We start from the raw sequence: 25545 nt of genomic DNA, 5'->3' as shown, positions 1-25545 counted from the left end.
GTTCCGGACATAACAATTCGAAAGGGAGACCGGTGATCCGGCCTCCCTTTTTTCTGTCAGAAGCGGCGCTGGCTTCCTACTGTTCCGGGTCCACGGCGCTGGGCCGGGTGAGGCCGGGCTGATGCCGTCTGTCCGGGGCCGACGGCGCGGGCGAGGCCACGGGCGCGCCTCCGGGCGGCACGCCGGGCCCGGCGGCTTCCGGCGACCGGGCTGGAGTCCGGCCCGGACTCTGAACCGGAACCCGGTCCGGAACAGGGGCAGTCGGCCGGGCCGAGGTTCCGCCGGGCACACCGGCGTCCTGGCGGGCGCGCCGACGGCGCGGCGGCGGCAAGGTCTTTTCGGCGGGCGCTTCGCCGCGCAGCACCTGTTGCGTGTGATGCAAGGTATCCTCGCACAGGGGCTTCAGGTCCGGCGGCGCGGCGGCCAAGGCCTTGCGGGCCAAGGCGCTGGCTTCCTGCAATTGCTTTTTATCATTGTTCTTTTCACCCAGACGACAGAGCACCCAGGCCAGATTGTTGTTCAGATGCGGGTCATCGGGCATATCCGGCTGGGCTTTGCGGTAATACTCCAGCGCAACGGCGTCCTGCCCGGTAGCGGCGGCCAGATTGCCCAGATAGAAATCACCTTCCGGCACCGTGACGGCCGCCGCCGTATACTGGCCCTGGGCCCGTTCGGTTTCGCCCCGTGCCTCGTAGGCCTTGCCCAGGTCCAGATGCTCTTCGGGCGTCAGGGGATCAGGCAGGTGGTGCGGCCCGCAGGCCGCGCAGCAAAGCAGCAGCAAGGCCCCTATAAGACGGCCCAGGCTGTTGAGCGATATGCGCATGGCAAATCCTCCTTTCTCCGCCGTCTCAAGGGCAGCAATAATTTCGGTTATGATTGTAGTCGTCGTCATCGCAGCGGGAGGATGCCCCTCCCAGCGCGGCCCCCAGCACGGCGCCGCCCACGAGCAGGATCGCCAGCAGGACCAGCAGGCCGTCGCCGGAGCTGCCCTTGATGTATTTGGGAATATCCACATCAATGGTTTTGCGGCGCTGCTCGTCGCTCATGGCGGCCGCGGCCTTGGCCGCCGCCTCTTCCTGCTGGCCGCGCGCCATGAGATAATGGCGCACGATCTTGCCTTCCAGATCCCGTCGCGCCGCCTCCAGCCGACGCGAGTCCTCATCCGAAAGGTTGTAAAGAGTGGGAATGAAACCGGCCACGGCGCGCGGACTCACCGCCAACAGCGGGATGAGCAGCAGCGCCGCCACTCTAAAAAGACACAGAGACATTCGCATGGCATCCATCCGGTAAATGTGAAACCAGTTGGCACATACAAAGCCGCTTTTCGACGATTCCCCCCCTAGCCCTTAGCCCCCGGACCGTCAACGCCAAAATTTTGTACGCGGAAACCGGCGCTGACGACCGTCTGCCGGGCGGCCGAACCCGCCCCGGCAAAAGTGTAGCGGCGGCAAAACAGCGGGCGTTCGGCCCGCGTCATCTCGAAGTGACGATGACAATTCGCCGGATGAAAAGTCGGCAGTTTACGAGGACACCACAACGAACATCCCCAACCAGCCTTCATTCCCCAATATAATCTCAGGCCGGAAAAGCCGCTTCTGCCCGGCCTTTTTTGTCCGCGCGGGAGAAATAGGGTCTGGCGCATAAGAATCCCGCCCCCTTGTAAAATATAACTTATTGATATTAATAAATAATCATTCAAAAAATATAAATTCTTATAGCAAATTATCTATTTTTGACTATAATGGAATCTTCATAATAACTAGGACCGTTTCTGAATAAGAATTGTCATACTCTGCCAAGAAAGGCGAGGCGAAGGGAGCATATTCAAACCTGACCTTCGCATGGGGCGAGCCTGACGCAGGCAGAGGGCGAAAGGACAATTCAGAAACAGCGCCTAGGGGGGTGCGATCAAATTAGGAGGGATTGCACATGGTAGTGGAAGCGGAACAGATACAGACGGTGGCGGAATTCGACCACGAAACGCGGCTTGCGGTTGCTCATTCGGCCTGCATAATGCTGGCGCTGGATCCGGAACTGAGCCCGAGAGACGCCGTGGCCGATGCCTGCCAGGTATTTTCCGCAGTGTTTCCAAAGGAGGTTAAGAACAACTAAGTAAAGGGTGGGCCGGGTTCTTGGGGGAACCCGGTCCCCCCCTTGCGGGGGCCGGTTTGCCAAGCGAAAAAAATGGGGGGAACAGCAAACATGCGGCCGTTGCCGCACAGGCATTCTTTGAAGCAATCAGACATCTCGATGTCGATGGCAATGAATTTTGGCCGGCGCGGAACTGGGGATTGCGCTGGGATATCGCCTGTGGTGGCACTTTTTGCAGGTGATCGGAAAAGCCAGGACTGCCGATGTCGGCCATTGCTCTCGGGCAAATCCACGTTGCGTTCCAGGCGCGCGGGCAGGAAATCCGGGACGGAACATCCGGAAAAAGTGAAGCCCCGCAAGGCTTTTGAGGCTTTGCGGGGCTTCGTGAGATGGAAAATTGGTGGGTCGTGCGGGGATCGAACCTGCGACTCTCTGCTTAAAAGGCAATTAGCCTATTATTACATCTTTTTTTACCATTTTTCTTTATCTTTTAATTTTATATAGATATCTGGAACAGATCTTGTATCTAGTAATATTTTCTGGCACCCTTTTTCAAGAAGAAGGTTGGAAATAGAGTTGGAAAAATTTGGAGGTCGGAAAGTGGGGACACCTCAACGAATTAAGACGAAATACCCTGGAGTCTTTTATCGCCTTGTCAAAAGGCTTGGCAAGGCCAATGCCGACGAACAGGTTTTTTATATAGTTTTCAAAAAAGATGGCAAGGTTATTGAGGAAAAGGTCGGCAGACAATACGCAGACGCAATGACTGCGGCGAAAGCTTCCGGCATTCGAGCCGAAAGGATTGAAGGCAAACGATTGTCACGGAAGGAACTCAGGCAGCAGCAAGAAACGGAAAAGAAGGCGAAAGCTGCCTGTATGCCAATTGAACAGCTATGGAGGCTTTATCAAGAGGCCTTACCGAACAGAAATTGGCAAACTGACATTTCGCTCTACAAGCTATACCTTGAGAAGGATTTTGCCCAAAAACTGCCGAAAGAAATTTTCACTCTTGAGGTCGATGCCGTTAGCCAACGAATGAACAAAGCTAACAAATCTCCGCAGACAATCAAACATGCCATTGGGCTGTTGCGAAGAATTATACGGTTTGGAGTCAAAAAAGGACTTTGCCCTACTATTGATTCTTCCAAACTATACTTTGAAATGCCGGTTGTTGATAATGAAAAAACAGAATGTCTCACACAGGACCAGCTTAAAAAATATCTAGAAGCTCTTGATAAGGAAGCTGACCAGAACGCCGCAGCCTTCCTTCGGTTAGCACTGGCAACAGGGATGAGAAAGGGCGCATTGATGGCTCTCCGGTGGGATGATATTGATTTTGAAAGAGGTTTTATCACGTTACGCGGTGATGCCGCCAAGAAGGGCAAAACAGAGCGAATACCTCTGACGCCAGCAACAAAAATAATTTTTGAGCGGATACAGAGGACGGTCAGTCCCTATGTATTTCCAGGAAGGGATGGAGGACAACGAAAATTTTTTTCTCGCACTGCGCGAAGAGTTCGTGACGCTGCGGGCCTTCCTCCCAATTTTCGCCCTCTCCACGGATTGCGCCATGCCTATGCGTCGTTTCTTGCTTCCAGCGGTAAGGTCGATTTATACACGTTGCAGAAGCTGTTGACACATTCCAGCCCGCAAATGACCCAGCGCTACGCGCACTTGGCCGATGAAGCGATGCAGCGAGCAGCCAGCATTGCAGATGAAATCTTTGACATGGAGAAAAAGTGAGATGGCAGACTCCGCTCTTGACCAGACGACTTTGGAAGAATCTTTCTTTTTTTGTGAATATGCAAAACGTAGATTTGAAATGTCATGCTATAATAATGGAGATATAGAAAAAGGAATTGAAACTATTGGGTGTATACTAAATGACCATTTTCAAATGCGTTATAACATTCCATACGCAATGCAATTAGATTTTTTTTCTGATGTCATGACGTTATGTGAGCTTATAGTTATTGATGAATTAAATAAACAATTTAATTGTGATATTTTTGAAACTAGACGTTTCACGTTTAAAAATTTTAAAGAACAAATTATAAAAGCATTTAATGAAATTAAAAATATTAAAAATATTTTAGATATACAATCTAAATTTATGATTCCAGCATCCTTTCTTCCATTCCCATATAACATTGAAGAGATAATATTAAATTTTAGATCAGGAATAGAGCTCCCTAAAGCATTTCCAATTGTTAAACTTGCAGAAAGAAAATGCCTCGTCCGAGATTGTAATAATTATATTCTGTTTCTTATAAATAAAAATCTTACAGTTAAAGAAACAATAAAAGAGCTTACAAAACAAGCAACACTTTTTAAATCTGATGGAGATTATGAACATAGCAGCGTTCAAGAAATATTGGGAGATATTCATAAGGAATTAAAATCAGGAAAGCATAGGCAATCGTTAAATAACGTATTTTATAAGTCTACCGGGCTTCTGCTTTATGATATATATATTTCCAGTAATTGTAATCTAGATTTTGTTATTGATAAATACAAAAAATATGATGCAAAAATAAAGTGTGATCCAAGTAAAAAGTCTACAGCAGAAAATTGTAACGACTGCAAACAATTTTCAGTATGTACAAATTCATGGAGAAAACAATTCAACTCTGCTGTTAAAAAAATCAGCGGGGAACAATCTTCCGAAGATTGGTTGCGCCATGTGAAAGAAACATCCACGGCTAAGCAAATGCTTACGAGACGATCTGTAAAATTTTTTGAATATAACTTTGCATTGTAAAACAATACATTCCAGGCATAAGTAGCAAGGCAGTGGCGGCTCTTGTTTTGTGCCGATCATCGCGACCATTCAAGTTCATTTATATCCTTCTGCTCTCCGCTCGACCATATCCGTATGGCTGTCATTCTCAATTGAGTACAGGCATCCATAACTCAATAATTCGCGACTAACCGCGCGAAGGCTTCTACGGATTTTTTAAAGTTCCGTCAGAAACGTCCTACTCACTCGTCTCAGTGCACTTATCACTATCTATTCCTATTAGTAGATTTAAGCGAATCCTCTCCCCAAAATTCTCGCTCAAAGATTCCCCTCCCCTGTAAGAGGAGAGCCGGAGCTCCAAAAAAAAAAACGGGAGGCAGCTAATGCCTACTGCAGAGACCTCGTGTCGTTGCCTGTCTGAGCAGGAGGTGGCGGATCGGACTGGTCTAAGCCTTTCCACCCTCCGTGCGAACCGTTTCAAGCGAAGGGGGATACCATATGTCAAGCTGGGACGTTCCGTCCGCTACCGCCTTTGTGACCTAGAGGCATACTTGGCAGAGCATCGTATTGATCCGTCTGAGGCTCGTTAGGCATTTTGGCCTCAGGATTCTGAATTTGTTGATATAGAAAAATTTTGCTCTTCCAGCAGCTGATGCTGCTGGAAGAGCAAAAGGAGGACATCATGAGCGACGCCTCTCAGTCCACACCTCTCTTGGCGAGCGCCGAAACAGGCATGACTCACGGAGTGGACGACGCAAAAACATTTTCGTCAACCATTCGAAAATCCCGTAAGCGCCTTTCTGCCTCCGGCAGAAGTGCTAAACGGAAAGCCGTAGCGCAGGACTACATAGATGGACATCCACCGTTCGCCATCGCTCTGCGGCAGAGTTTGAACAAAAACCAAGTCACGGCCATGCTCGCAGAGATGTTGACGGTAAAAGAAATTCAACCCACAGCCCCCAAGTACAAACTCGTTCCTGCGTCTGCCGCGATTAAAGCTCTTCTCTCTGAAGAAAATCGCAATTGCGAATATGTCCGGGTAAGATATACGGATGATGGGACCATTTTGACGCCGTACCACATCGGTGGAAACAGTGATGTTCCTCAACAAAGAGATGATGGCGATTATAACAGCTAATCAAAAGTGTTACCATAAAAGCCCTTTCTCACCCGACATCATCCCCAAATGCTAGGAGCCATATATGAACCAGAAGAACTCTGATAAGAGAATACAGCGTAAAAGGTTCGGAGACACCGTAGCTATCCGTGCTGATGTGGAAAGGCAAATGGCCGAATCTGATGCTCATGGCGATAACTCCGACCAGAACGACTGGAATAGTCAAGCTGTTTCTTTCGCCGATTCCACTACCTCGTATTCAGAACAGGTAAAAACGCAGACGTCGTCCTCTGTTAGTTGTGAAATCATAAATCCTCTTTTGAAGAACGTCCACGCGCCTCGGCGTCGTTACTCGCGCGAAGGCCTTGATTTTAGAGGTGTCCGTCTCGCTGATCCGCTTCACGAATTAGAACGGGCCAATCGTTTTTATAGAGAGGCCAAAGAATACAAAAAAAATTGCGATGAAGAATGCCGCAAACATCGCATTGTCCGAGAGCAACGGAGGCTGTCACGACACTCTATCATGCCACTGGAACTGCCAATATTTAGAACATGTTCCTTCCAATCTATCCCACAATCAATTTGTGACACGGCAGATTATATTTCAAATATTACCGGCTTGGACCGGATTGGCATAGCGCTTTCCATACTTGGAGCTGTGTCCATTGCCACATGGGGGCGCGTTTCCATCTTTCTCAACGATGATTGGTCAGAGCCTGCCGTCGATATGCTGATCCAGATAGCGAACTCAGGAACAAGGAAATCGTCGCTTGCGTCATATCTGCGCTCCCCCTTTGGCCAGTTTTGCTCCCAAGCGAACGACGGCTATGAACACCGCGCGCAGTCCATCAAGGAAAAAGCCCGGTTATCGAAAAAGATCACAGAGCGGCGTGCGGAAAAAAAATTTGCCGCTGCTTTTGACGCAATTGGACACATCGGGCAGCAGGAAGAAATTGAGGTTTTGACGAGAGCCATTGCCGACGCTGCGGAATTTAATCGAAATCTGTTGCAGAAAGTTGGAGAAGTCCATGCTCCGATCCAGCTCTTGGTAGACAAGGCAACATCCTTTCAGTTGGCTTCCGTTCTTTATGAGCAGGGCGAGTGTCAAGGGTGCATAACGGCCGAAGGCAGCATGATCAACAGCAAGCTGATCAGCGACTCTAAAGCCGCCACTCTGTTCTTGCAGGGACATACACAGGAGCCATACGTCTATGAAAACGCCAAGAAACGGGTCAAGTTAGAACATCCGGCTTTGCCGATGGTGAACTTGGTGCAGCCAGTAGTGGCCAGTAGGTTTTATGGCAATGAAGCCCTGAATGAAATTGGTGTAACTGCACGCATGGTTCCATATTTTCATTCAAACTCAGCGCCTGATTTTCTGTATACTAGCAATGGGGAACCGTTCGCCGCGTATAATAAAAAGATCCTTCAGCTACTTGAAATATTTTACACACAAGACAGAAATGCTCCCCATTATCAAGTCAGAGTAACATCGGAGGCATTGAAGCTCATTTATAACTTCGCTGAAGAAATTTGCGACGGCGTAATTCCTGATATGCCTAACGTTGCCAAGCCATGCTTGTTTAAGGCGCACGGTCAAGCGATACGCTTTGCCTGGGATATTCATGCATGGAATCACGAACTCCCCCACACTGTGCCTGTTACTGGTCAGGAAATGGAGCAAGCCATTGAGCTGGTTTCCGCCACGATTGAACATATACGTTACGCATATGATCCATGTGGTCTACAAGCATATTTGCATGCGCAAAAGATTCTTGAAAGCCTCTATCGTATCACTAATCGCTGGGAACAAGACAAGCTTCTTAACGAAGGCATTGATTCCTCCACGATACAGCGAAGGACCAAGATCAACGCTGAGAATACCAACAATGCTTTACACCTTCTCGATAGGCATAAATACTTGGCAGTCTACGATGACGCCACAGCAAACCTTAAGGTTGTGCTTCATCCTGATTTTTTTGAGGTAAATAGGTACCGACAACGCACATGAGGACATGGGAAAAACATCTATCCCCTTACCATAGATGCTTTTTGCTCGCTCCTGCTTGTCAAAAATGATTTTTTGAAGGCTAACGCCTTAGCCTAAAGGCATATGCTGAGGCGTTAGCCATACATCCGAGATTATGCTATGGCGTAATAACTCGGACACAATCATATTTCTGAACATAGCGGCATGCCGAAAGAATTCTCATTGAGATCAAGGAGTTTCCATAAATATAGGATTAGGAGGTATGTAATACTTAATATAAAAATTAATAAACAAAATAGTTGTATCAATCTCAATTAAATAACACAGCGTCATTAACTAATGATTAAAAATAATACATACAGCACTCAAACAAGGAAACAACAATGAGAAATATGTCAATAGGCATCATGAATAACATGCAAAGAGCGTATCCATATGGTTATATCAACAATATCAACAACAAGATACTCCTTCTGCTTGAGTATTACACGATGAAACATTCTAAGGTTCTCGTAGTACGCTTTGACATACGCTATCCCGTTGCCTACGTTAAGGCTGGCAACAACAGGGACATATCTACCTGTCTCGCCTATGTGGTCAAGAAGTACAAGCGATGGGGGCTTGACCCATGTTACATCTGGGTCAGGGAACAGTGCCTAAGTAAGCATCCGCACTTCCACTGTGCTTTGCTGCTCGATGGACAAAAGGTCAGAGCCTACAGCCACGTTTTCCGCAACGTGGAAGATGCTTGGGGGCGCACATTAGGCTGCCCTGTCACGGGCTGTATCGACCATTGCACGGTCGCTGGCGCACCCGATTACAACGGCAAGATGCTGCGCAGGGATGCTGGGCATGAGGTCTACAGGGCTCGTTACCATGACGTCCTGCGCCAGATCTCCTACCTCGCCAAAACCTATACCAAGGAGCTTGGCTACGACGGCCAACGTAACTTCGGGTGTACCCAATTTCCTCACTGAATGAGTATCGTCATCTCTCAAAACTTTTCTCGGCAATCATCATTCGAGAACGTGCCGGAGATGCGGCAGCGGATCGCCAGCTTGGGGTGGCTGCCATGAAGAACTATATCCGCCTCTTTTCTTCCGAGAACAGCTTATAGGCCAGATGATTTTATGCATAACCTCAATGAGCCGTCGGACGCCATCAATAAAGGCCCAAACTGCAAACTGTGCATCGACAGGAAGGTCACCTACGCCGGGGATGATTTGCTGAACTGGCTGTACCACATGCTCAGTCCGGATGATGCGCCGTTCCCCTCCAAAACGGGACGATCAGGCTGGCAGCGGACATTATGACTTCTTGTTAGGCTGTGGCAGCCAGTCACTACTCAGTGACAGGAGGCGTCCCCCATGCTTATCCCCGTAGACGCCATCAACTATACCGTTGAGGAGGCTCACTATTATCTTGCCTCTTTGCCTTTACAAGATAACAGGCCCTTGATGGATCAGGCTAATTTTCACTTTACGAAGTAGAAATCTGGAGGAAGATAGCAGAGGAACATCTGGAGGAGGCGTTTTAATGGGCAATTTCCTCCCTCCTTACAAACAAAGCAGGTTGAAATCAGTTGAAATTACTTTTCCCATTCTTGCAAAAGAAATGTAGTCCGCAGTTTGATGGTTTTTACAATCTCTGTAATTTCTGGGATAAAACCGTACTGAGCAATGAAGTCCCCTGCAAGCCCGTCAATGCTGTCTCGCAGGCAACTGACCAAGCCATTCCCCACATTTGTCAATGCGCCATATTCCATTGAAATATCAGCGGCAAAGCGCCTCCACTCACCGTGGTAAAGACGATCTCCATCGTTTTTACCGCCTATTTTTAAGGCCAGCTTTTGGCTGACGTTGTAGGGGGCCGTGCTCACAAGGTCATAGAAGGGGGCAAGGCGAGGTTTTTTTCCGTCATAGAGCAAGGAAATATTCTTTGCGTGGGCGTCGGAATTGCCGATGCACACGTTGAAAATCACCCATTGCAAAAGCTTATGCACGTCACCAGCGGGATTTTGACAATGTGAAAGCAGAGCAAAGCATTGGGGGAGCGTAGCCGAACCCGCGCCCCTCTGGTACTTTCTCCTGCTCGCAAGCCCAAGGGCTTGGCAAAAGTCCTCCTGATGCAGCCGTTCAATACTACCGCCAACTATTCTTCGATCATAACGCTCTACCACAAAGGCCTGAGGCAAAGTCGACGTCAGGAAAAAAGGCGGCACCTCAAGCCCCATGTGTGCCGCCAGCCCCATGCAAAATACTTCGTTTCCCGGCAGATTTGGAAAGCGAATGGAGGCGGGCTTGATGATGTGCGTACTTGGAGCGCCATTTTGTGGAAGGGAAAATCCCATGTGGGCATCTATTCGCACCACGCCCTTGCTCTGAGCGCCCGCCAGCGACAAGCGCATCTCTTCCTGTCCGCCAAGCAACGGCTGCGTTGGAAGCTGGGCAATATAGCGGGTCAATGCCTCCTGGCTGAGCGGCGTATAACTATAGGGGGCCTCTACAGGCGTCTCATGGGCGGGGAGAATGACAAAAGCCCCGGCGCACTCCGCACCGAGGACTTCCAGCAATGCATATGTTGCGCTTGACTCCAGGCCGCGTTCACGGGCTACTGCCTCTCTGAGGCATTCCTCGGGCAGAAGATTGTCAAAAAAAGCTGTAGACAGGTCAGTGGAAAAGGCTTCGTCCACCAGTGGAAGGCTCAATGAAATCGGTATACTGCCAGCATTCGCCAGCCACGAGGCGGCATATTGAAACACTATGTTTCCCCGTTCTACCGGGTACAATTTTCCCACCAGTTCCTTGTTGTACCAGACGGTAAGCACTGGCAGTCACCTAAAAAGGGAACATGTTCAGCTCCAGACGAAGAGCTGCCGTGATACGAAAAAGCTTTTCAATGGACGTAGAGTTACTATTGCCAAATTCAATCTGCATGATTTCAAATCCTGAAACTCCTGACAACTCCGAGAGCTGTTCATGCGAAAGTCCCATGCTGTTACGTCGCATGGAAATAAGTCGGCCGATTTCATACATCGTGTTTTGGGCTTTGGATCCAGCCTGTTGCTGGGCCATGCTCCTTTGCTGCTGCCGCAGCAACAAATCCTGCATGGACGCGCCCATGTCTGAAGGCTGGTTCTGCCAAGGATTAAATGGGTTATATGCCATGATGTGAGTCCGATATATTTTCGTTCTGAAACACTATTTTATAAATTGCGGTGCATTGTCATTTTTGTCAAGGATTCGCATGCTCATGGTCATGTGAGCCTTTCGAAACTCGCTCAAAGCACATGATGCGAGCTTGGCAGGAAAAACTACCCTAGTAATACAGAAGGCTGACCCGCCACTTTTGAAAAGATTTTTTTGACGAATTTCGATATATCAATCTACCTGGAACAATGGCAAAAGCCGCCGTCCCACAGTACGTCAGAATTTGGAGAACTCCCCAATGGCCCTGAAAAAATCCGCAATCTACGCCCGCCTCTGGCAGTCCTGCGACGCGCTTCGCGGCGGCATGGACGCCAGCCAGTACAAGGACTATGTGCTGGCTCTGCTTTTCGTCAAATATATCAGCGACAAATATACAGGGGAATATGCTGAAATCACCATTCCGCCCGGCGCCAGTTTTGCCGACATGGTGGCCCTTAAAGGCAGTTCTGACCTTGGGGATCAGCTCAACAAGAAAATTTTTGAACCCATCGCTTCCGAAAACGGCCTGCCGAAATTCGCCAATTTCAACGATACCGCCAAGCTCGGCAGCGGTGCGGAGATGGTGCATCGTCTGGACAAGCTTATCGGCATTTTTGAGAACCTGAATTTTTCCCGCAACCGCGCCGATGGGGACGACATTCTGGGCGATGCCTATGAGTACCTCATGCGCCATTTTGCCACCGAGAGCGGCAAAAGCAAGGGGCAGTTCTACACCCCCGCCGAAGTCAGCCGCATCATGGCCAGCATCATCGGCATTGCCCAAGCCGAGACTACGGCCCGCACTACAGTTTACGACCCAACATGCGGCTCCGGCTCCCTTTTGCTCAAGGTGGGGGAAGCGGCTCCCACCAAGGTGGCCCTCTACGGACAAGAAAAGGACGTAGCCACCCAGGGCCTTGCGCGCATGAACATGGTGCTGCACGGCTATGCCACGGCGGAAATCGAGGGCGGCAACACGCTCACCACTCCCCTGTTTAAAAATGGTGAGGCGCTGCAAACCTTTGACTATGTGGTGGCCAATCCACCTTTTTCCGACAAGGACTGGAGCACAGGCCTCATACCCGACAATGACGCCTATGGCCGTTTCACACTGGGTATTCCACCGGAGAAGAACGGCGATTACGCCTACTTGCTGCATATTCTGGCTTCGCTCAAGCCCACGGGCAAAGGGGCGTGCATTCTTCCGCATGGGGTGCTCTTTCGCGGCAATGCCGAGGCCGACATCCGCCGAGCCCTGTTACAGCGCGGCTATATTAAGGGTATCATAGGCCTGCCCGCCAACCTGTTTTACGGTACGGGCATTCCCGCCTGCATTGTGGTGCTGGACAAGGAGCAGGCCGCCTCGCGCAGGGGCATCTTCATGGTGGACGCCAGTAAGGGCTTCATAAAGGACGGCTCCAAGAACCGTCTGCGCGCCCGCGACATCCACAAAATCGTGGATGTGTTTTTGAAGCAGAGGGACGTGCCGGGCTTTGCCCGCATGGTCAGTCATGCGGATATTGAAGCCAACGGCTGCAATCTGAATCTTCCCCGCTACATCGACAGTCAGGAAGCCGAAGACAGGCAGGACATCGAAGGCCATTTGCGTGGCGGCATTCCTGTGGCGGACGTGGACGCTCTTGCCGAGTACTGGAGGGTCTGCCCCGGCCTGCGGGACACGCTTTTCGCCCCCATGACGGAAGACAGGCCCGGCTACGTGCGGCTGGCCGTGGACAGCGCTCAGATTCGCACAACGGTGCGTGAGCATAAAGAATTTGCGGGCTTCATGCGGCGTATGGCCCGACACTTTGTCGCTTGGCGTGAAAAACAACGCCCAAGGTTTGCGGCCTTTGCCCAGGGGCATTCGCCCAAGGAGTTGGGAACGCGCACCGCCAATGATCTGCTGGCCCATTACGCGGGCCAACCCCTTATGGACAACTACACGGCCTATCAGTGCTTCATGGATTTGTGGGATGCCGCCATGCAGGACGATTGCTACAGTATCAGTCAAAGCGGCTGGCAGGCGGAAATTGTGCGCGTGGTGGAAGTCGTCAAGTCCGGCAAAAAGAAAGGGCAAGAGGTCGACAAGGGATGGGCTTGCGATCTCACTCCCAAGGAATTGGTGGTGGCCCGTTTTTTTGCCGCGGAACAGGCCGAGCTGGAAGCCTTGCGCGAGGAACTGAACGTTAAGCTGGCCGAGCGCGAGGCACTGGAAGCGGAAGACAACGAGGCTGAAAACACCCTCCTTCCACTGAAGGAGGGCAAGGACGCCGACGAAGAGGCCACCGACACGAGCGACAGCAAGAGGATTGTGGACAAGGCCGCCGTCAAGCGGCTCATCAAGGAATATAAGCACAACAGAAAGCATTATGCCGAAGAATTGGCAATACTGGAGGGCTGGCTTGGTCTTCAGGAACGTATCGACAGCCTGAAAAAAGACATCAAAACACGGGACAAGGCTTTGGACGCTGCCGTGTACGCCCGCATCCCCACCTTGACAGAGGAGGAGGTCAAAACGCTGGTCATTGACGATAAATGGCTGGCACAGCTTGAAAGCGCGCTTGCCTCCGTACTGGACAGCGTGGGCCAGCGGCTTACCGGCCGGGTGAAAGAACTGGCCGAACGCTATGCCACCCCTATGCCCGAACTGGACAAGAGGGTGGAAGAGTTGGAGACCAAGGTGCAGGCCCATCTGCAAAGGATGGGATTCTCGTGGTAGCGCGAAAGGGGTACAAGCTTACGGAAGTGGGGGAGATTCCAGAGGATTGGGAGGTGAAGCTACTAAGAGAGCTTGGAGATGCACTCATTGGATTGACGTATAGCCCTAATGATGTTTGTGAATATGGTACATTAGTCTTGCGTGCTTCGAATATACAAAATAATTCTCTTTCTTTTGAGGATAATGTATATGTTAAGAAGAACATACCAGAGAGAATAAAAGCGCGAAATGGTGATTTGCTTATTTGCGTAAGAAATGGCAGCCGTAGTCTAATAGGAAAATCTGCCCTGCTTGATGAGCGAGTAGATGGCATGACCTTCGGCGCATTCATGACTGTATTTAGAAGCTCAATAGGATCCATGCTCAGTTATTTATTTCAATCTGAAATAATAAAGAGGCAAATTTCTGAGTATCTCGGTGCTACCATCAATCAAATTACAAACGCTAGTCTCAAGTCATTCTGTATTCCATTATCGCCACATAGTTCGGAACAAATAGCCATCGCCACTGCTCTCTCCGATGCCGACGCCCTCATTGAGGCCCTTGAGCAAAGTATCGCCAAAAAGCGGCAGATCAAGCAGGGGGCCATGCAGGAACTGCTTACGGGCAAGAGAAGACTGCCTGGATTTGGAGGGGAATGGAAAGAGATCACTTTGGCTCATGTCGGCAAATGTCTTCGTGGAGTGGGATATAACCCTGATTCTGACCTTTACAGCAATGCTACTGAAGACAGCATTAGGCTACTGCGTGCGAATAACATCAAGGATGATTGTATTCTTTTTTCAACTATACAGCATGTTGATAAGCGGTGTGTTTCTGAAAAACAAATCTTAAGAGACGGAGATCTTTTAATTTGTATGGCCAATGGGAGCAAGGCTCTTGTTGGAAAGTCAGCAGTTTTTTATTGTAAAGATGAATATAAGTATACATTTGGCGCATTCATGGCGTGTTTTAGAGCATATGGCAATATCGAGTCAAAAAAAATATTTCGTTATTTATTCCAAACAATTGAGTATAAACAGCATTTGGATATTTTGTTGGCGGGAACGAGTATCAAGAATCTTGCTCCCAGCAGCATTGAATGCTTCGCAATTACTATACCTGCTAATCCAAAAGAACAAACCGCCATCTCCAACATCCTTTCCGACATGGACGATGAAATTGCCGCCCTGGAAGCCAAACTGGCCAAGGCCCGGCAGATAAAAATAGGAATGATGCAGGAACTGCTTACCGGAAGGATTCGCCTCGTATGAATAATCCCTACGCCGAACGCGTCACGCAACAGCGCGTCATTGCCCTGTTCCGTGACGAACTGGGTTACAGTTATTTGGGTGACTGGCAGCACCGTGAGGGCAATGCCTCAGTGGAGGAGTCCCTGCTCTTGCCTTTTCTGGTGGAGCAAGGCTACAGCCCGGCCCACGCCAAAGCCGCCGTGGACGTGCTGCGGCAAGAAACCCTGCTGGCCGGACGGAGTCTCTATGCCGCCAGCGAAGCCGTGTATTCCCTGATGCGCTACGGCATTCCCGTGCAGGTGGAGGCGGGTGAAAACCACCAGACCGTGTTCTGCATCAACTGGAAGCAGCCGGAAAAGAACCACTTCGTCATTGCCGAAGAGGTGACTCTGCGCGAAGGTTTGGAGCGTCGCCCGGATCTGGTGCTTTACATCAACGGCATTGCCGTGGCGGTCATTGAACTGAAAAGAGCTTCGGTCTCTGTGAACCAGGGCATCGGACAGCTTATTTCCAACCAGGGGTCGGAATACAATCCCGGCTTTTTCACCACAGTACAGTGGCTCATGGCGGGCAACAACAGCGAAGGCCTGCGTTACGGCGCCATCGGCACCCCGGCCAAGCACTATCAGCGCTGGAAGGAAGATGAGGGCGACGCCAGCCTGTCCCTGCTGGACAAATATCTGTGCAAAATCTGCAATAAGGAGCGGTTCATTGAATTGTTGCATGATTTTGTAGTCTTTGACGGCGGGCGCAAAAAACTGCCCCGCCCTCACCAGTACTTTGCCGTCAAATACGCCCAGGAGCATGTGCGCGCCTACAGGGGCGGCATTATCTGGCACTCGCAGGGCAGCGGCAAATCGCTGGTCATGGTCATGCTGGCCCGTTGGATACTGGAAAATATGCCCAAGGCCCGCGTATTGGTGGTGACCGACCGCATTGAACTGGACCAACAGATTGAGGGCGTATTTCACAACGCCGGGCAAAAGCATGTCCAGCGCATCGACAGAGGCAGGGATTTGTTACCCGCCCTGCAACGGCACGACTTACGCCTCATGTGCGCCCTTATCCATAAATTCGGCACCCGCAGCCAGCGGGGCGAGCAGGACCTCAAAGCCTATATTGCCGCCCTTGCTTCCCAGCCCGGCTTGACTGTGGGGGAACTTTTCGTCTTTGTGGATGAGTGCCACCGCACCCAGAGCGGTAATCTGTATAAGGCCATGCGGGCCACCATGCCTGCGGCGGTGTTCATAGGCTTCACGGGCACACCTCTACTCAAGACCGACAAACAGACCACCATGGAACTTTTCGGCGGCTATATCCATACGTACAAATTTGACGAGGCCGTACGCGACAAGGTTGTGCTGGATCTCCTGTACGAGGCGCGGGATATTGACCAACGCCTCAGCTCCGAGGCCAAAATAGACGCGCTATTCGAGTCCAGAACTGCGCCCCTCAACGAATGGCAGAAAGCGGAGCTGAAAAAGCGTTGGGGCACGATGCAGAATCTGCTCAGTTCCCGCTCACGCATGGAAAAGATTGTGGGGGAAATCTGTTTTGACTTTGAAACCAAACCCGTCCTGAGCGGCGGACGGGGAAATGCCATACTGGTGGCCGCCAGTATCCGGGATGCCTGCAAGTACTATGAACTTTTCCAACAGACGCCGCTCCGGGGCAAATGCGGCCTGGTCACTTCCTATAATCTCCAAACGCGCGATGCGGCCGAAGATATGGGAGAAAACACCGAAACCGCCCGCCAGTTCATTTACAAGACATATGTCGCTCTGCTGGAGCATGTGAAAGCCCGTGCGGGCAAGACTCCGGCGGAAGTCTACGAGGAGCGGACCAAAAAGCTCTTTGTCAAAGAACCGGCCAACATGCGCTTGGTTATTGTGGTGGATAAACTGCTGACAGGCTTTGACGCCGTACCCTGCTCCTATCTCTATATCGACAAGCACATGCAGGATCACGGCCTTTTCCAGGCTATCTGCCGTACCAATCGCGTGGCTGGCGACGAGGAAGACTGGAAAGATTTTGGGCGTATTGTGGATTTCAAGGATTTATTCCGCAAGGTAGAACATTCCATAGCCGTGTATACCTCGGAGCTGGACATGCCGCCCGATGCCGCAAATCCGCAGATTCTGCTCAAAAACCGCTTGGCCGCCTGCCGGGAAAAACTGGACGCGGCGGTGGAAGCTTTTCAGCTTGCCTGTGAGCCTGTGCCGCCGCCCAAGGGAGATCTGGAATATATTCATTATTTTTGCGGCAATACCGAACTGCCGGATGATCTGGCTGCCCATGAGCCGCGTCGCACGGGCCTGTATCACAGCGTCATCAAACTGCTGCGGGCCTATGCCAATATGGCCGACGAGATGCTGGCGGCAGGCTATACTCCAGACGAAGCGGCGCATATCAAGGGGCTGGTGAGTCAAGCCGTCCATCTGCGTGATGCCGTGCGCATGGCCAGCGGAGAAGTACTGGACTTCAAGCCCTTTGAGGCCGACATGCGTGATCTGCTGGACCGCTATGTAGAGGCCTCTGAACCGCGCATCATTTCGGCCTTCGATGATATGTCGCTGCTGGAAATTGTGGAGCAGAGCGGCATACAGGAGGCCATTGAAAAGCGTTTCGCCAAGTTGAGGCACAACCAGGAGGCTGTGGCTGAAGCTATTGAAAACAATGTACGCCGCGTCATTCATGACGAGCAGGCCAGCAATCCCGAGTTTTACGAGCGCATGTCCACGGTGCTGGCGGAGCTGATCGCCCTTCGCCGGGCCAAGGCGTTGGAATACGAGGCTTATTTGCAACGATTGGCCGAAGAGGTACTGCATCCCATGCAGCAGGGGCACGGCGGTGCCATCCCCAAAAGTTGCGACACCAAAGGCAAGCGAGCCCTTTACGACAATCTGGGTAAGGACGAAGCTCTGGCCTTGCGCGTGCATGATGCCCTGCTCAAGGAGTGTCCGCACGGCTGGCGCCGAAACCACGCCAAAAGAAATGCGGTTAAAGCCTTACTCGCACGGCAGTTACCACCCCATGAAGATGTGGAGCGGATCTTCAAAATCGTGGATGCCCAAGGGGAATACTGATGCCCGGCACGCTCATGCTCAACGGACTTGCGGTGGATGTGCAGCGCAAGGCCATCAAGAATATCCACCTTGCCGTATATCCTCCGGCGGGTAGCGTGCGCATCTCCGCGCCATTGTGGATGAGCGATGAGCGTATCCGCCTTTTTGCCCTTGCCAAGCTGGAGTGGATCAGGAAGCAACGCCGGGTCATTCAGGCGCAGGAGCGGGAAACGCCCCGCGAATTTTTGAACCAGGAAACCCACTTCGTCTGGGGTCACCCCTATTTGCTGCGCCTTGAAGAGCGCCTCACCACACCCGGCGTGAACCTGGAGCACAGTACCCTGACCCTGTATGTGCGCCCCGGCAGTGATGCCGGGAAGATGCAGGAAACGCTGGAGGGCTGGTATCGCCAGATTCTGCGCAAAGCCGCCTTGCCGCGACTGGCCCAGTGGCAGAAAGCACTGGGGCTGCCGTCGGTGACGCTTCGTATCCGTCGTATGAAAACGCGTTGGGGCACCTGTACCCCGGCACGCTACAGTATTCTTCTCAATACGGAGTTAGCAAAAAAACCGCGAGAATGCCTTGAGTATATTGTTGTTCACGAACTCATGCACTTTCTGGAACCCAATCACGGCCAAAACTTTACAGCGCTCATGGATAAGCATTTGCCCCGCTGGCGGGCGCTGAAAAAAAAGCTTAACAGGCTGCCTGTGGCTCATGAAGAGTGGGAAGACGAAACATTATTAGGTGGGAATAGGCAATAGAAAAACGGTATAAGTTGCTGTGGGCTATTGTTCGGTTCCGGCAAAAACCTGTATTCCTTTCCGTTCAGCGGCCAGAGCAGCGCGTTCCATGTCGTCGCTGCTCTGACCGAAGCGGGCCAGACTTTCTTTCATCCTCAGAACAAGCTCCGGATCAAATCTCTGGTTAAGCGTTCTCTTGTTTATCAGCTCAGTGAAGAGTTGCGCTATACCTTCCAGAACCGGTCGGAACTGTTTATATTCTTCACGTTCGATCACATGGACGTAATAGTCATTTGTAATGTCGACTACAGCATAGCGCGGCATGATCTTAAAAGAGCGGATACATTCGTCATAAAGAGTTGCGTTGGTCACAAACAGACCCAGTTTACCGTCAGCAGTCTCCCATGCCTCCTGAGCTTCTTTCCCCTTGTCTACGTTGCGGGCGAAGTAGGTTTCCGCACTGTCTGATTTACCCAAATCATGAAAAAAATCCGGACCATGATAGTAGTATTGCGGAAAACCGGCGGCGATCATGCGCGCGCCATAATCGCCGTCCTCCGTGCCGTAAAGGCCGTAGTCTTCATTCCACCGGCCCAAGATGTCTGAAACCTCTTTGGGAATCAGAATGGCCTGACCAGCCAGATTCGTACGGCAGATGCCGAGGATTCCGTCTCTGGTCCGCAGAGTTCCAGGATGTTTCAGAAGCATTTTTCGGTTAAACGCGCCGCCCAGCGTGGAGAGGGGTTGCCCATGTCTCCAGAGGCAGAAAAGCTTTTTCAGCCAGTGTGGTTCTGTGATGACAATGTCATTGTCCAGCTTCATGTAAATAGGGGCATCCACCAGTTGCCAACCGATGTTGGCAGCGCAGGCCACGCCCATATTTGTGGGTAGGAGAAAAAGATAGTCAATAATACTGCGTTCTTTAAAGTCAATAAGCTTGCGCACCAACGGCGCATCGCTGCCGTTATCCACCACTGTTAGACAAAAGGGAACTTCCTGCGACGTTTTGCGTAGTGCCAGAATAGCAGCCTGCGTAACCTCGTATCGGTTAAAGACCGGCATGGTAATATTCACAACCGGCATTGCAGACATTATGCTTCCCCATCAGGTAAAAACGACCAAAATCTACAAAATAGCTCCCTTTGCGGAAGGAAAAGTGCTCTTAAACGGCATTTGCCGTTTAAGAGATTTTTCAAGAGAGCGAATTCACCATAATCCAATCTTCCTGCATGTCCCTTTCATAAATATTCTTTTAGTTGCCTGCATTTTCATTCAATGTGGACGAAATGTATGTGGGCACGCGGCATTCCATCTGTTTGCGCCTGCTTGAAGAACATCGAGAGTTCACCAGACTGAAGAAAAACTTCACTCTGATGGATCAGTTTGACCAGAGCTATTTTTTCTCCTTAACCGAATAGCAATGACACGGAAAGTTCATCCGCTATACTGTTGATTTTCCTTGTCCATCCATATCCACAATTCCCTTAATTTTATAAAAAACTACAGAACAAAGACTGCGTCTCTTTCCATCATTTCATCGAACTCTTCCTCTGTCTTCCAGCCAAGGGTACATCCAAAATCCTGGTTAAGTGTTTCCAGAGCCATGAATGTCTTTACAGTGTCCCTGGAGGACAGAGCTGATTTGAAATCGTGGAACACAGCGTTGAAAAGGGTTTTCCTTTCCTGGTAGTAGCTTTGTATGGTGCGTTCAAGGTTTTCCCGTTCAGCGCTCAGGCGGGGGATGGCTTCCCTGCACAGTTCTTCAATGCGTTCCAGCCGAATTTTGGAGGCTTCCGCGCCGGAAAAAAGGTTCACCAGTACGTAAATGGAGGCGTCAATGGTTCTGTTGGCGAAGACAATGGCTACGGCCGCCAAGGCCGTCGCTAAAAGCTCTCCGAGAATGTTGGGTATGCCCAGCGCAGTAAGTTGTTGTTCCAACATATAGGCTAGAGTACCGATACCAACCGTGGTCAAACTTTTGAGAATAATTGACACTAACTGGGAAAAGGACGAAATTTTTCCGGTCAAATAGCCGTACACGGACTCCCACACTGTGTTGAGCCCCTGACCTATGGTGGACAGTAGCACCCCTGCAGACTTGAAGATGCTGCGTAGCGCGCCCATCAGCAACTTCAAGGCTTCCAGTCCGAACTCCTTGCCCGCACGTACCACAGCGCTGGAGGTCAGTTTTCCCCAGATCACGCCCCAAAAACGCTCAAAGCGCTGCCCGATGCTCAGCGAATGGGGATTTTCCGCCGCTTCCCGTAATTCCCAGACAGCTCCGCCTACCACCAGCATACCCACTTCGGCCAACAAGCCTTTGAGTGTTCTTTCTCCTGCCCGACAGCCCGCATCCGTGACGGTTTGACGGACAACATATCGGTATGCCGCCCCGTTCTCCGTCTGGGCGCGGGTGGTAGTGCTGGGCCGCAGCTTTTGCAAGGCGGCTCGGGCTTTGGCGCTCAGTTCTGGATTGGGGCTTTGGGCATATCGCTCCAGGTTCGTTTTATGGCGCTCATAGTCGTCCGCCGGTACCACTATTTCATCCGGGGCCTGCGGGTCCTCGGAAAGGGTGTAGCGCTCCTCAAGCAATACTTCCGTATTTTTTACCACCTTGAGTTGCTGCTTGACGCAAATGCCGTTTTCGGAATAGCCCACCACATCCGTATATTCGTTATTGTAGCAGGCGACGCTTTCCAAGTCCTTGTGCGGTAGAGGACTTCCGTCCCGGTGTTTATCAAGATATAAGTCGTCCGTGCGGGCATAGGTTTTACCCGTGTTGTGGATGACAGCGCTTCTGTTCTGCTCGCCCGTAACCTGCGATTCAAAGACAAAACCGAACTTGACCGGGCTGTTGTTGGGCGAGCCATCTTTGTTGTGGGTAACGGCGTAGATGGAGCGGCCGGTATTGATCTGCCCGGCGTACAGGGCTACGCCGTCGGCCAAGGCCAGATTGCTGCCGAAAGAAGCCATAAATTTTCTGAGCAGTTGATTGCCCACTTCGGTGGAGACGTCTTCCATAAGGCTCCGGGGAAGCATGGCGTCTTGAGGCTCGGGCTTGGCAAAGAAATCCGGTGCGGCGAACAGAGTTGCGGTAGTCATGGTACATTTCTCCATAGTCACATGGCCGCCAGCTTTTCCAAAAACTGACGGCTGTTTTGAGTCAACTCTTTGGTGGCCTGCGTGACCACACCGTTATCATCGAACACGGGCGTCTCGAGGATGTTGGTGACGGTGCGCGCCAAGCCGCAGGATTTTTGCACAATATACCTGTCGCGAGCGTTAGTTTTGATGACCTGATAGTCGGTTTCTCGGTCCACCAAGGCTTTCAGTTCACCGTTGGCCTCAAGAAAATGAATGAGCAGGGTCTGGAGCACGTCGCCGATTTCCTCAGTGCACCTCAGAATAGCCTTGGCGGCGGTGCGGGCGATCTCCATTCCTTGCGCAGCGCCCTTGGCTTTTTCCAGGTTGGAGCGAGCGTCGTTGACCGCCTCTTCCGCCTTGGAGGCCAGCAAAAGACCTCCCACAGCCAGCACCGGAGCGGCCACAATACCGCCCAGCACCAGCGTGCCACCGGCCATGCCTAACCCTCCGGCTGCCAGCGCGCCGCCGCCGAACCACGCTAGAGTGGCGTTCGTGGCGGCCACACCACTGAGAGCGCTGATAGCTGTACCCGTGGAGGCTGTGGCCAGCATGCCCGCCGCGCCGAACGCGCCAAAACCCGCCAATGCGCCACCGGAAACAGCGGCAACGCCTCCCTTGAGCACGTCCGAAATCTCAAGAACTATTTTTTGAATGTTCGCCAACTCGGTAGTGATGGACAGTTCGGGGTTAAGTTCAATGTCCTCATCCAACTCAACATTCTTAATTCTTTCAAAGGCGGCAGCAAAAGGTTTCAGACCCTCATCAACGGCCTTCAGTTTTATTTTCCCCAATTCTTCCAAGGCATCCTGCGCGTCCTCCCTAGTTCGTTCCAAGGATCTGCTGGCCTTGTCATATATGCTCCGGGCGTTAGCGGTAATGGACTCCGCCCTGTCAAAATCTTCCTTGGCGTCCAGGCCTTTTTTCACGCCATACCCACCGGTGATAAGAGCAGCAGCACCGAGCAGAATTGGAATAAACGGTAATGGCATAGTTTAATCCTCCATAAACTTGTTAGCTTGCTTAATGAGAAAAATCATATTCTCTACCCATGACTGCATCCAGCCCAGATCTCTTTGAGAAAGGCCGAGCATAATGCAAAGTTTTTCCAAAAATTGTTCATCATCCTTATTCAGAGATCTTTCAGCTAAAGCGACGGAAAGAAGTTCAAGCAGTACAGCGACTTTGTCCCTGCGAGCTGTAAAAACAGTTCTCAGTATATCATCTGGTATGTCTTCGGCGATGACGTCTGGAAAAGCTGCTTGGAATTCCCGCATCTTGACGTCCTCATGGACGGTTATTACGCCGTCGGCCATAATAAGCCGGTCAAGTAGCCCTAAGAATACTGCCTGCTGTTTTGGATTAAAATTTTCTGAAAACATAATTGCTCCTCAGATTAAAGTTTGCAGATAGGCGCAGCCTTGTTTTGTCTTGAAGATATATTCTTCAAAAGACATGTACTGCTTGAAAAATTCATATCCTTCAATAATACGGCATCGTAAAGGCCGTGTTTCGTATTGTAGGCAAGCATGCATGATGCTATCGTAAAAAATACAGATGCCATTCCCGTCATCTAAATCTGAATATATATCGCCAAACGCTCTTAGATGACTACAGCATGCTCCGCAGCGTGAACAAGAAAACGAAGTTAGGGATATGATCGCAATTAATTTTTCCATTTTTCCCCATGGTCATAGCCAAGCTTGTCAGCGTATCCGCAAAGCACTTTTATATTCTTTTTAATGCGTTCATCATTGGAAAAGAAGAAGCAAAATATCACTGCTGCTATCTCTATTTTCCAAGGCAGCGGCATGGGGTACGGCAGAGGAGGAACAATCATGCGGCCTCTCTAACGAATTGTGAAAATTTTTTCGGTTCCAAGTAAGAGTTCTGTTTATTTTCATTATCTCGAAGCCCTTTTTGAAAACCTTTCAGATAAGATACGCCAATAGTTCCGAGCGCTATGCCTACTCCCACGACTAAAATTATCCGCAACATAGATTTTCCTTTTATGCCGAGAATAAGTCAGCAATTTCATTATGCTGAAACAGATTTTATAATATTATTGGAGTACATTACCGCATCTTCACCAAAACTGCGCACCCAAGCATCTAACTCAGGTTTGCTACGGGTAGTAAGAGTAAGCAATAGTCCCCCATCACTTATATCTTCTATATGCTGTTCATCAGCCCAGACCCGCTCACGTACATATTCAGCCACCTTGGAGCTGAAGCGAATAGTGAAAGTACATGGCTCATGCCACGGTAGGCCAAAACTGTTCCCTTCTTCCGGCAGGCTAAAGCTAAGATGCTTATCTGTCATAATGACATCGTGCACACGGTGTATCGCCAGATTACAGGGTCGCTCCACAACGTCGCATTGTGTGCCGACCTGCCCGCCAAGTGCATAGAGAGCGTTATTCATGGCCGCTATGCGCACAGGAAGAAAGCGATGCTCGCGCGCGGTTTCACGACCTGGAGCTTTATAGCGGACAAGGCAGACACGCCTTTCTTGGGCAGCCCCTATCAGTTTTTCAATGTGTGCTGCATGAGGCGTGTAGTCGATGCGCCCCTTGGCATAAAAGGTGAACTGCTTGCCAAGATTCGTATGGGACGGGTCCGCCAGATGTAGGGCTAGATGCTCAAGACTCGCATCCAAGCACTCCAGCACGGGCTTGGGCAGTATCTCTGACGCCATTTCCCGGCAGATGTCGAGGAAGCGCAATTCCTCGAAGTTCAACCCCAGAGTACGGCACCCACTAGCGGCAACGTATTGGTACCAGCGGCGGCGGTTGTCGTAGCCGGAATGCAGTGCAACGCCCACTACGCTTTCAATCTCACTGATCATGCGGATGATTGTTTGCGCCGAGCAATGCAATTCTTCAGCCAAATCCTGCTGGTAATGGCGGCGTCCATCCAGGAACAGCCTACGGAAAAGACGTAAGAGCTTGATGCCCGGCGTGGCGTCTGGGTCGATTTTTTGCGGCATGGCCTACCTTCAATCGTACGTTGCCGTGGGCATTGTCTTCCACGGCGCGGACCAACTGCTAATGGGCGGTTACTTCCTTTCCTTCGACCGGCGCTACAGGCTCTTCGTTCCCATCTGCATTCCTCTCATCTGCTTCTTCAGCGGCACACTTGTCCCAGGCATTCTGAAGCCGATCAAGGCTCCGGCCAATTTCTTCTCGGAACAAATAGCCAGCCATTACGCCACCGACAAAAATCAAAATGCGTCCAAACATGTCGTCATCTCCTTGTTGGAAGTGGTATGTTTGGATAGATAACTCCAGGTTATTCCAGATTTCGGAAATGTCGTTATGCTCACAAATTTTTCAATGGATAAATTGATTCATGACATTCACACCTCATCACTGTTCTCGTTAAAGAGCGAAAACAAAAGTAAGCGGAGCCTTCCAGCAAGTTATGATTTTTTGCTACTCGTTATTGAATAAAATGTCTATATTTGTTTTTTATGCTGTTTAAGAGCCTAATTTTTCCCCGTAACGTTTTTCACTCAAAA

Annotated in this window: 22 protein-coding genes; 11 read left to right on the top strand and 11 right to left on the bottom strand. The window is 50.7% G+C overall.

What is annotated here, in order from left to right:
* Positions 1-76: 76 nt before the first annotated feature.
* Entirely contained in the window at positions 77-823 is a 747-nt protein-coding gene (locus tag AXF13_RS15415) for a tetratricopeptide repeat protein (protein WP_062254562.1), read from the bottom strand.
* Positions 824-848: 25 nt separating this feature from the next.
* On the bottom strand, positions 849-1274 hold the full coding sequence (locus AXF13_RS15410) for a PA2779 family protein (protein WP_062254560.1): 426 nt from the start codon (positions 1272-1274) through the stop codon (positions 849-851).
* Positions 1275-1929: 655 nt separating this feature from the next.
* On the opposite strand from AXF13_RS15410, the gene AXF13_RS15405 reads away from it, so the two are divergent.
* The 7 genes from AXF13_RS15405 to AXF13_RS15385 all read left to right on the top strand — a co-directional run bounded on the left by AXF13_RS15405 (position 1930) and on the right by AXF13_RS15385 (position 8915).
* A complete protein-coding gene (locus AXF13_RS15405; protein ID WP_062254558.1) occupies positions 1930-2112 on the top strand; it encodes a hypothetical protein in 183 nt (60 codons plus the stop codon).
* Positions 2113-2667: 555 nt separating this feature from the next.
* Positions 2668-3834: a tyrosine-type recombinase/integrase gene (locus AXF13_RS15400; RefSeq protein WP_223299941.1), complete on the top strand. Its 1167-nt coding sequence runs from the start codon at positions 2668-2670 to the stop codon at positions 3832-3834.
* 1 nt (position 3835) lies between these two features.
* Complete coding sequence (locus AXF13_RS16950) at positions 3836-4852, top strand: hypothetical protein (RefSeq protein WP_150116205.1); 1017 nt, start codon at positions 3836-3838, stop codon at positions 4850-4852.
* Between the two features lie 362 nt (positions 4853-5214).
* Positions 5215-5421, top strand: a complete 207-nt coding sequence (locus tag AXF13_RS16295) for a helix-turn-helix transcriptional regulator (protein ID WP_083522136.1) — start codon at positions 5215-5217, stop codon at positions 5419-5421.
* Between the two features lie 92 nt (positions 5422-5513).
* Entirely contained in the window at positions 5514-5969 is a 456-nt protein-coding gene (locus tag AXF13_RS15395; protein WP_150116204.1) for a hypothetical protein, read from the top strand.
* Between the two features lie 64 nt (positions 5970-6033).
* Complete coding sequence (locus AXF13_RS15390; protein WP_083522135.1) at positions 6034-7959, top strand: DUF3987 domain-containing protein; 1926 nt, start codon at positions 6034-6036, stop codon at positions 7957-7959.
* Positions 7960-8321: 362 nt separating this feature from the next.
* Positions 8322-8915 carry a YagK/YfjJ domain-containing protein gene (locus AXF13_RS15385; protein WP_062254551.1) on the top strand — a complete coding sequence of 198 codons (594 nt, stop codon included), beginning with the start codon at positions 8322-8324 and terminating at the stop codon, positions 8913-8915.
* A 611-nt stretch (positions 8916-9526) separates the two neighbouring features.
* Here AXF13_RS15385 and AXF13_RS15380 read toward each other — a convergent pair.
* Both AXF13_RS15380 and AXF13_RS15375 read right to left on the bottom strand, forming a co-directional pair.
* Positions 9527-10765, bottom strand: a complete 1239-nt coding sequence (locus AXF13_RS15380; RefSeq protein ID WP_062254549.1) for a type II toxin-antitoxin system HipA family toxin — start codon at positions 10763-10765, stop codon at positions 9527-9529.
* 10 nt (positions 10766-10775) lie between these two features.
* A complete protein-coding gene (locus AXF13_RS15375) occupies positions 10776-11105 on the bottom strand; it encodes a helix-turn-helix domain-containing protein (protein ID WP_150116203.1) in 330 nt (109 codons plus the stop codon).
* Positions 11106-11385: 280 nt separating this feature from the next.
* Between AXF13_RS15375 and AXF13_RS15370 the strand changes: the two genes are divergently transcribed.
* Genes AXF13_RS15370 through AXF13_RS15355 form a run of 4 tightly spaced genes read left to right on the top strand, consistent with a single transcriptional unit; the run spans position 11386 to position 18906 of the window.
* Entirely contained in the window at positions 11386-13845 is a 2460-nt protein-coding gene (locus AXF13_RS15370; RefSeq protein WP_062254546.1) for a type I restriction-modification system subunit M, read from the top strand.
* Positions 13839-15098, top strand: a complete 1260-nt coding sequence (locus AXF13_RS17310) for a restriction endonuclease subunit S (RefSeq protein WP_083522134.1) — start codon at positions 13839-13841, stop codon at positions 15096-15098. The genes AXF13_RS15370 and AXF13_RS17310 overlap by 7 nt, the downstream gene beginning before the upstream one ends.
* Positions 15095-18163 carry a type I restriction endonuclease subunit R gene (locus AXF13_RS15360; protein ID WP_062254542.1) on the top strand — a complete coding sequence of 1023 codons (3069 nt, stop codon included), beginning with the start codon at positions 15095-15097 and terminating at the stop codon, positions 18161-18163. Before AXF13_RS17310 ends, AXF13_RS15360 begins: the two co-directional genes overlap by 4 nt.
* Positions 18163-18906 (top strand): M48 family metallopeptidase, encoded by a 744-nt coding sequence (locus tag AXF13_RS15355; protein ID WP_062254540.1) that lies wholly within the window; start codon positions 18163-18165, stop codon positions 18904-18906. Before AXF13_RS15360 ends, AXF13_RS15355 begins: the two co-directional genes overlap by 1 nt.
* A 24-nt stretch (positions 18907-18930) precedes the next feature.
* Here the strand turns inward: AXF13_RS15355 and AXF13_RS15350 are convergent, their stop codons facing one another.
* The 7 genes from AXF13_RS15350 to AXF13_RS16945 form a co-directional block, all read right to left on the bottom strand.
* On the bottom strand, positions 18931-19977 hold the full coding sequence (locus AXF13_RS15350) for a glycosyltransferase family 2 protein (protein ID WP_150116202.1): 1047 nt from the start codon (positions 19975-19977) through the stop codon (positions 18931-18933).
* A 408-nt stretch (positions 19978-20385) separates the two neighbouring features.
* A complete protein-coding gene (locus AXF13_RS15345) occupies positions 20386-21987 on the bottom strand; it encodes a hypothetical protein (protein WP_062254538.1) in 1602 nt (533 codons plus the stop codon).
* A 17-nt stretch (positions 21988-22004) separates the two neighbouring features.
* The gene (locus tag AXF13_RS15340) at positions 22005-23018 is read right to left on the bottom strand and encodes a hypothetical protein (protein ID WP_062254536.1); all 1014 of its coding nucleotides are present in this window, start codon (positions 23016-23018) and stop codon (positions 22005-22007) included.
* A gap of 3 nt (positions 23019-23021) precedes the next feature.
* Positions 23022-23408: a tellurite resistance TerB family protein gene (locus AXF13_RS15335; protein ID WP_062254534.1), complete on the bottom strand. Its 387-nt coding sequence runs from the start codon at positions 23406-23408 to the stop codon at positions 23022-23024.
* A gap of 284 nt (positions 23409-23692) precedes the next feature.
* Positions 23693-23866 carry a hypothetical protein gene (locus AXF13_RS17180; RefSeq protein WP_190276361.1) on the bottom strand — a complete coding sequence of 58 codons (174 nt, stop codon included), beginning with the start codon at positions 23864-23866 and terminating at the stop codon, positions 23693-23695.
* 197 nt (positions 23867-24063) lie between these two features.
* Entirely contained in the window at positions 24064-25014 is a 951-nt protein-coding gene (locus AXF13_RS15330; RefSeq protein WP_062254533.1) for a helix-turn-helix transcriptional regulator, read from the bottom strand.
* A gap of 58 nt (positions 25015-25072) precedes the next feature.
* Positions 25073-25267 carry a hypothetical protein gene (locus tag AXF13_RS16945; protein ID WP_150116201.1) on the bottom strand — a complete coding sequence of 65 codons (195 nt, stop codon included), beginning with the start codon at positions 25265-25267 and terminating at the stop codon, positions 25073-25075.
* Positions 25268-25545 lie beyond the last annotated feature (278 nt).

The organism is Desulfovibrio fairfieldensis (assembly GCF_001553605.1).
Classification (GTDB): Bacteria; Desulfobacterota; Desulfovibrionia; order Desulfovibrionales; family Desulfovibrionaceae; genus Desulfovibrio; species Desulfovibrio fairfieldensis.
Note: the sequence above shows the minus strand (reverse complement) of the source record. Positions and strands in the feature narration are given on the sequence as shown.